Annotated in this window: 7 protein-coding genes; 3 read left to right on the forward strand and 4 right to left on the reverse strand. The window is 59.9% G+C overall.

Features of this window, described 5'->3' with window-relative positions; all coding sequences use genetic code 11:
• Positions 1 to 18: 18 nt before the first annotated feature.
• On the reverse strand, positions 19 to 321 hold the full coding sequence (locus CE491_RS12000) for an ArsR/SmtB family transcription factor (protein WP_110948557.1): 303 nt from the start codon (positions 319 to 321) through the stop codon (positions 19 to 21).
• A 298-nt stretch (positions 322 to 619) separates the two neighbouring features.
• Between CE491_RS12000 and CE491_RS12005 the strand changes: the two genes are divergently transcribed.
• Positions 620 to 1,216, forward strand: a complete 597-nt coding sequence (locus tag CE491_RS12005) for an acyl carrier protein phosphodiesterase (protein ID WP_110948558.1) — start codon at positions 620 to 622, stop codon at positions 1,214 to 1,216.
• Here CE491_RS12005 and CE491_RS12010 read toward each other — a convergent pair.
• Complete coding sequence (locus tag CE491_RS12010; protein ID WP_110948559.1) at positions 1,177 to 1,965, reverse strand: lysophospholipid acyltransferase family protein; 789 nt, start codon at positions 1,963 to 1,965, stop codon at positions 1,177 to 1,179. The genes CE491_RS12005 and CE491_RS12010 overlap by 40 nt on opposite strands.
• On the reverse strand, positions 1,965 to 2,711 hold the full coding sequence (olsB, locus tag CE491_RS12015) for an L-ornithine N(alpha)-acyltransferase (RefSeq protein ID WP_110948560.1): 747 nt from the start codon (positions 2,709 to 2,711) through the stop codon (positions 1,965 to 1,967). The genes CE491_RS12010 and olsB overlap by 1 nt, the downstream gene beginning before the upstream one ends.
• 405 nt (positions 2,712 to 3,116) lie before the next feature.
• On the opposite strand from olsB, the gene CE491_RS12020 reads away from it, so the two are divergent.
• Together CE491_RS12020 and CE491_RS12025 are read left to right on the forward strand one after the other, a co-directional pair.
• On the forward strand, positions 3,117 to 3,356 hold the full coding sequence (locus CE491_RS12020) for a hypothetical protein (protein ID WP_110948561.1): 240 nt from the start codon (positions 3,117 to 3,119) through the stop codon (positions 3,354 to 3,356).
• Between the two features lie 2 nt (positions 3,357 to 3,358).
• Positions 3,359 to 4,516: a phospholipase D-like domain-containing protein gene (locus CE491_RS12025; protein ID WP_110948562.1), complete on the forward strand. Its 1,158-nt coding sequence runs from the start codon at positions 3,359 to 3,361 to the stop codon at positions 4,514 to 4,516.
• Between the two features lie 242 nt (positions 4,517 to 4,758).
• Here the strand turns inward: CE491_RS12025 and CE491_RS12030 are convergent, their stop codons facing one another.
• Complete coding sequence (locus tag CE491_RS12030; protein WP_110948563.1) at positions 4,759 to 6,282, reverse strand: fumarate hydratase; 1,524 nt, start codon at positions 6,280 to 6,282, stop codon at positions 4,759 to 4,761.
• Between the last annotated feature and the right edge of the window lie 876 nt (positions 6,283 to 7,158).

Below are 7,158 nucleotides of genomic sequence, written 5' to 3' on the forward strand. Positions count from 1 at the left end.
GTCTCCTTTGAATGAGTGTCAGAGCTGTTGGGTCAGCTCCTGCAAAAACGCCTGGATGGCGTCTTCGTTGCGTTTGAAAAAATGCCACTGGCCATGCTTTCTGCTGGTGATCAGCCCGGCGCGCTGCAGCGTCGCCAGATGGGCAGAGACGGTCGATTGCGAGAGCCCCGCACGTTGGTCGATCTGACCGGCGCAGACGCCGCCATCGAAATTATGTTGTTGATCGGGGAAGCAGGTCGCAGGGTCTTTCAGCCAGCCAAGAATCTGCCGGCGTATCGGGTGGGCCAGGGCTTTTATTATTTCGTCGAGGTCGATAGGCATGTCGTTCTCAATCCGTTTGTAGCGGTATATCGCGATGAGGCGAACTTTATATCCGTAAATCACGATATACAAATATGATTTGATACTTAGTAAAGCGCGAATCGATATATCGGGTTATATCGATATGGGTATTTGCAGAACAATCGGTGTAGGATTTCGCCATCGATTTCGGCCTCATCCATGAGTCTGTGGGAGTGAGCTAGGCCAACGCATTCTTAGCGCCTGACAGTCCAAGCTCACTCATTCAGGCGTGTACTGCTCAGCGGCTGCCTGGGTCTGAACAAAGGTGTCAGCTCCTATGAATTACCTCGCACACCTCCATCTGGGCGGTCAGACGCCCGCGCAATTGCTCGGAAGCCTGTACGGCGATTTCGTCAAAGGGCTGTTGCCGGGACGGTTTCCTGCCGACATCGAAGACGCAATCCGGCTGCATCGGCGCATTGACGTGTTCACCGATGCCCATCCGCTGATCAAGCAAGCCGTAGGGCGTTTCCCCGCTGAGCGTCGGCGTTATGCCGGGATCGTGCTCGATGTGTTCTTCGATCATTGCCTGGCGCGGGATTGGGCGCTGTATTCGGAAGTAGCGCTGGACGCCTTCACCGACAAGGTCTATCGAGTGCTGGCCAACGAGCCGCACTTACCCGAGCGACTGGCGATGATCGCTCCGCGCATGGCGGCGCAAGACTGGCTGGGTTCGTATGTGGATTTCGAGGTGGTGGGCAATGCGCTCGCCGGTATTTCCCGACGCCTGTCACGCCCCGAGGGACTGGCCGGCGCCATGCAGGAGCTGCAGGCTCTTTACCGGCCGTTAAGCGAAGATTTCAACGAGTTCTATCCACAGCTTCAGGCGTTTGCTCAGGCTGCCCTGGCCGGCCGGCGAACCTCGGCTGGTTGAGCTTTCTCACCAAACAGCGCCACCTGCACCGCCTGCTGGGCTTCGAACGCCAGTGCCGCGCGCTCCTTGCCCCGGGACTCAATGGGCGTCAGCAAGCGGATGTGCACTTCACTCACTTCGTTGGCGAACAGTCGACGCAAGTGCGAAAGCAGGTCGTCATCTCCCACAAACGGCGCGATCTGATCAGGCTTGCCTTCGCGCAGATACTGAATCGCCACTGGCTGCAGCGCAATCCCGGTTTCGATCGCGCTGGACAGCAGGCGACCGTGAAAGGTACGCAAACTGCGGCCATCGGTGGTGGTGCCTTCGGGAAAGATCATCAGCGAGTGATTGCTCAGCAAATGCTGACCCATCTGCTTCTGAATCAGCTTGCTGTCGCCCGATCCGCGGCGGATGAACAGGGAGCCGGCCTTCAACGCCAGCCAACCGGCCACCGGCCAGGTGCGCACTTCTGCCTTGGACAGAAACGACAGCGGCGCGAGCATGCCCAGCAGCGGGATATCGGTCCATGACACGTGATTGCTGACCCACAACATCGGCTGGCCCGGCAGCTCGCCGCTGACGGTCACGCGAAACGGCAGGGCTGCGGTCAGTCGCACCATGAACCAACGGGTCCAGCGCTGGCGGCGGTCCATGGAGTTGCCGAAGCGCAGGCGCTCCATCAGGGCGAAAGTACCCGCGATGGTCAGGCCCAGGGCGATGACCCCCAATACGCGAATGACGCGCGCATGACTGCGCAACGTGTTCATCACACGGCTGCCTTGAAGTGGCGGGCGTAGCGCGGACACAACTCGTCACGCTTGAGCAGAAAGAACACGTCGGCCACCTGGAAATCCTCGTCCCAGCAAGGCTCGCCGCAGATCTTTGCGCCCAGACGCATATAGGCCTTGAGCAGTGGCGGCATTTCGCAGATGACGTTGTTTGGCAGATCTAGGCTTGGCAGCGGGTTCTTCGGTTCAGCGCGCAGGTGCTCGGTGCTCAGATAACGCTCGCGCAAACGTTGCATGATCGCGTGCGCCTGAATGCCGCCATCCTGCATCGGAATGCTGGCGCAGCCCATCAGGTAGCTGTAGCCGCCTTCGTTGAGCACCTCGGCCAGTTCGCTCCACAGCACGGCGATGGTGCCGCCGCTGCGATAGGCCGGGTCGACGCAGGTGCGACCCAGTTCCAGGATCGGGCCTTGCAGATGACCCAGGCCATGCAAGCTGAATTCCTCTTCGCTGTAGAAACGGCCCAAGGTGTTGGCGGCCTTGTGATCCAGCAAACGGGTAGTGGCGACCATGCCGAGGTCGCGCACACCGATGTGCATGCAATGGATGTCGTAATCGTCTATGTCCAGACCCAGCTCGGCACCTTTGAGTTTCGCGTTGAATTCGCCGCTGAACACACTAAAGCGCAAAGCCTGTGCTTCCCGCATGGCTTGAGGCCCAATCAGGCGCTCAGCCTGCAGGCGTCGTTCGGAGCTATTGTCTCGAATACTGGCGATCTGAGTCATGAGGCGTCTCCGTGGGCCAGCCTCCGTCCCAGACTGTATAAAAATTATTATGCTCGGCGATGCTGCGTTAAAAGCAGGCGAAAAATGCTCATTTGGAACACTTGGAGTCGATCGCGACCCCGGCCATTTTTCGCTTGTTTTGCCTTGCCTCACCTTCGCTCATAACGTTTTCACACGGTCTGGTTCGGGCCGGTCGACTGATTATTCGAAGCATTGCGGTACGAGTGCAGGCTAGGGAGGGCCGATGTCACCACCATTAAGCTTTGGTGATGGTTGCGTGACAGCGGGCCGGCTGCCGAAGCGTTTGATGGCCGGACGCGAGATCCTCTGTGGGGAACGAACGGACTCGTTTGCCAGCGGTCTGACAGCCGGATAAGGTTGCCCATTTGCGCCTCTGGAGTCCGCATGCCCACTTTCATCCGCCTGTTGCTGGTCTCGCCCGCCGTCATGGCGCTGCCTGCTCAGGCCAATGGGTATCTGGATAGCCAGTGCGCGCGCCTATCGTTCAACTCCACCAGAATCACCAGCCTCTGCGAAGTCCCCCGCTTCCTCAAGCAGCGCGGCAGCCTCGATCCCAAGAGCGCTGACCCTTTTGTGATTGGTTCTGCATCCGTCGGTGCTGTCTTGATCTTCAGGGCGCGCTGATTATGAGAGGTGCGATCTTTCCGTGGCGTGAAGAAAACCGTTTCAATCTACTGATCGACGGCCCGGCGTTCTTCCCGCGCATGATCGCCGCCATCGAGGCCGCGCAGCAGCAGGTGGAGCTGGAGTTGTATCTCGTGGAAGCCGGTGTCTGCGCCGAAGCCGTGGTCCAGGTGCTGGTCGATGCATCGAAGCGCGGGGTAATCGTGCGCTGCCTGTTCGATGACTTCGGTGCGCTGGCATTTACCCTGGGCCTGCGCACGCGCTTGACCGAAGCGGGCGTGATTCTGCGTTTCTACAACCGTGTGCATTGGCGCCGCGGCATTCGCAATTTCTACCGAGATCATCGCAAGCTGCTGTTGGTCGACAAAGAGCTGGCGGTGGTCGGGGGAACGGGGGTAACGGACGAGTTCTGGCGACCCGATCTGGACACCAGCGAATGGCACGAAGTCATGGTGGAAATTCGCGGCCCCCTGGTGCTGGACTGGCAAGCGCTGTTCGACCGTCAGTTTCATGCCAACCCACGACGCCGCGCGTGGCGTCCTGCGGAAAACTTCGGCCTGCCACGCTTGCCCAGAGCACCAGTTAACGGTCACGGGCTGGGCCGCGTGGCGTACGCTGATTCCCGCCAGCATCGCGACATTCTGCAATCGCTGGTTCGCTCGCTGAACACCGGCAAAAAACGCATCTGGCTGGCCACCCCATATTTTCTGCCGACCTGGAAAGTCCGCCGCGCATTGCGTCGAGCTGCATCACGCGGCGTCGATGTGCGACTGCTGCTGACTGGCCCACGCACCGATCATCCTTCCGTGCGCTACGCGGGCCATCGTTACTATCCGCGCCTGCTCAAGGCCGGGGTGAAAATCTTCGAATACCAGCCATGTTTCCTGCACTTGAAAATGGTGCTGGTGGACGACTGGGTCAGCATTGGCTCGTGCAACTTCGATCACTGGAACCTGCGTTTCAATCTTGAGGCCAACCTTGAAGCGATGGACCCGGCATTGACCCTGGCTGTGTGTGAAAGCTTCGAGCGGGATTTTCGGGTCAGCAGCGAGGTCAGCCTGGAAGACTGGCAGTCGCGGCCACTGTGGCGGCGGGTCAAGCAGCGGTTGTGGGGCTGGGTGGATCGATTGGTGGTCAATGCCCTCGAGCGGCGAGACTGATCGGCGAGCCGCTCACCTCTGGCGCAGATCACGCCGATGCCACCGTCGCCCAGCTGCTGCCAACGCAAGGGCGCTGCTGAACGGGTGTAGCGCTACCCTGTTGCCAGCGTCGGGAATAACCTGTGAATACTGGCGTGACATTCATCCTTGTTGCGCGCCGTGGGCAAGTGATCGGTCATCGAACGCAGGCATGAAAAAGCCCGGCACTCAGGCCGGGCTTTCTGCAACCGCCAGGGAAATGCTTACTGCACTTCCACCGCCAGGCTTTCACTGATCTTTTTTTGCCAGATGGCAGGACCTGTGATGTGGACCGACTCGCCTTTGCTGTCGACCGCGACAGTGACCGGCATGTCGTTGACTTCGAACTCGTAGATCGCTTCCATGCCCAGCTCAGGGAATGCCAGCACCTGCGATTTCTTGATCGCCTGAGCGACGAGGTAAGCCGCGCCGCCGACAGCCATCAGATAAACGGCCTTGCTGTCTTTGATGGCATCGATGGCGGTCGGGCCGCGCTCGGATTTGCCGATCATGCCCAACAGGCCGGTCTGCTCGAGGATCTGACGGGTGAACTTGTCCATACGGGTGGCGGTGGTCGGGCCGGCCGGGCCCACCACTTCGTCACCGACCGGATCGACCGGTCCGACGTAGTAGATGAAGCGACCTTTCAGATCGACGGGCAGGGTTTCGCCGTTGTTCAGCATCTCGACCATGCGCTTGTGCGCTGCATCGCGCCCGGTGAGCATTTTGCCGTTGAGCAGAACGGTTTCGCCCGGCTTCCAGCTTTGCACGTCTTCCGGGGTCAGGGTGTCGAGGTTGACGCGGCGAGCCGACGGACCTGCTTCCCAGACGATTTCCGGGTACGCGTCCAGCGGTGGCGCTTCCAGCGAAGCGGGGCCGGAACCGTCGAGCACGAAGTGGGCGTGACGGGTGGCGGCGCAGTTCGGGATCATGCAGACCGGCAGCGAGGCTGCGTGGGTCGGGTAATCCATGATTTTCACGTCGAGCACGGTGGTCAGACCGCCCAGGCCCTGAGCACCGATGCCCAACTGGTTGACCTTCTCGAACAGCTCCAGACGCATTTCTTCCAGACGGTTCGACGGGCCGCGAGCCTTGAGTTCGTGAATGTCGATGGCGTCCATCAGCACTTCCTTGGCCATGACCGCCGCCTTCTCGGCGGTACCGCCGATACCGATGCCGAGCATGCCGGGCGGGCACCAGCCAGCGCCCATGGTCGGAACGGTTTTCAGCACCCAGTCGACGATCGAGTCGGACGGATTGAGCATCGCCATCTTCGATTTGTTTTCCGAGCCGCCACCCTTGGCTGCGACGTCCACTTCCACGGTGTTACCCGGCACGATGGAGTAGTGGATGACTGCCGGGGTATTGTCCTTGGTGTTCTTGCGAGCGCCCGCCGGGTCGGCGAGGATCGAGGCACGCAGGACGTTTTCCGGCAGGTTGTAGGCGCGACGCACGCCTTCGTTGATCATGTCGTCCAGGCTCATGGTGGCGCCATCCCAGCGCACGTCCATACCGACGCGAACGAAAACGGTGACGATGCCGGTGTCCTGGCAGATCGGACGGTGGCCGGTGGCGCACATGCGCGAGTTGATGAGGATCTGAGCCATGGAGTCGCGCGCGGCGGGCGATTCTTCGCGCAGGTAGGCCTCGTGCATGGCCTGGATGAAGTCGACGGGGTGGTAATAGGAGATGAACTGCAAGGCGTCGGCGACGCTCTGAATCAGGTCATCCTGCTTGATCACGGTCATGGGTGTTCTCCTCTATCAGGCGGGAACATTTATAAGGCGGTCGGCGCAACGAACACAGGGCTTGCGCGCAAACGGCCATTGGCTTGGCTACCGCTCAGGCGCAGCGGCTGGGAAAAAGGCGCGGCAGTATACCGCGTGGCCAGCGGCGCGACACCCTGCCGCAGGGTAAACATTGGTCTTAAGCGGCAGGGTTCGCCGAACGGTTGCTGAGCAGCGGCCCAGCTGGCACGTCCGGGTCGCCGCGGTGGTCCTATGTCAACGCCGTTATCGCGCCGTCCGAGTGCAAGATTCTAGCTGCGGCTCCGGGCGGGTATTCTGAACTTTGCCTAGCCGCTCACCGCGTAGGCGATGTGCATGTTACTGCGCGGATCACCGTCAGCGAAAAATCCTTAATCCTTCATGACGTTCGAATAATAAAGGTGCCCCGATCCGGTCCCATAATTAACGGACTGGACCGTTTTCAAGTTACGGCCCTTGAAGGACCGTCGATAAACGTCGTGGCCCCAAAGGGCAGGGGGGCGCGCCGGTAATGGCGTAATAGTGGGATCGCTGGTCGCGTTCGGTCGACATTTTAAGCTCGCCGCTCGATTCCCGATAAACACCGTTGTCATCAACCGTTACCGGCCGAATACTGTCCAACTGATCTTTCGTGATGTGCACCCCCGTCTCAGGGGTGGCGCCGACGGAAATCCACCCGTTGTCGACCATTGGCATAGAGTCTTCTCGAATTGGAGATGATGTTGATATTGAATCGAGTATCCATCTTGTATCGTTCGCTACATTCATTTTTCTACCATCCCTAGGTTTTGTACGAAAAGTATTGCCGCATACAACGTAGGCTGCAGGCCAGCGTGACCATGGCTGCGTAGCTCTTGG

It is taken from the genome of Pseudomonas bohemica (genome assembly GCF_002934685.1).
Classification (GTDB): Bacteria; Pseudomonadota; Gammaproteobacteria; order Pseudomonadales; family Pseudomonadaceae; genus Aquipseudomonas; species Aquipseudomonas bohemica.